1 protein-coding gene is annotated in these 254 nt (G+C 48.4%); it reads right to left on the bottom strand.

The window, feature by feature from the left end; translation table 11 throughout:
- A partial coding sequence (locus Q4528_RS14815) for a M3 family metallopeptidase (RefSeq protein WP_303522429.1) occupies positions 1-254 on the bottom strand: 254 nt, incomplete at both ends.

Here is a 254-nt window from a genome sequence, read left to right as displayed (position 1 = left end):
GCGCAGGTTTATCGCCAATCGGTTTATTGAAGTTACAAGTCAAGTAAGCGACTGGTTTAATCAGTTTGCCATCGGCGTCTACACGACGGTCAATACAGCCGTCCATCCAGGCACCACCGCGTTTGTGCTCACGAGCATACAAATCTAGGTAGAACGAGCCTCGCAGCTCACCGCTATCATCGATAATCTCAAAAAAGCGTACGTCTGAGTGCCAGGTATCAATGCCTTGTTTCTCGGTAACGCTAACATTGAAC

Source organism: Staphylococcus pasteuri, assembly GCF_030547725.1.
Taxonomy (GTDB): Bacteria; Bacillota; Bacilli; order Staphylococcales; family Staphylococcaceae; genus Staphylococcus; species Staphylococcus pasteuri.
The sequence above is the reverse complement of the archived record's forward strand: the minus strand, read 5'-3'. Positions and strand labels throughout refer to the sequence as shown.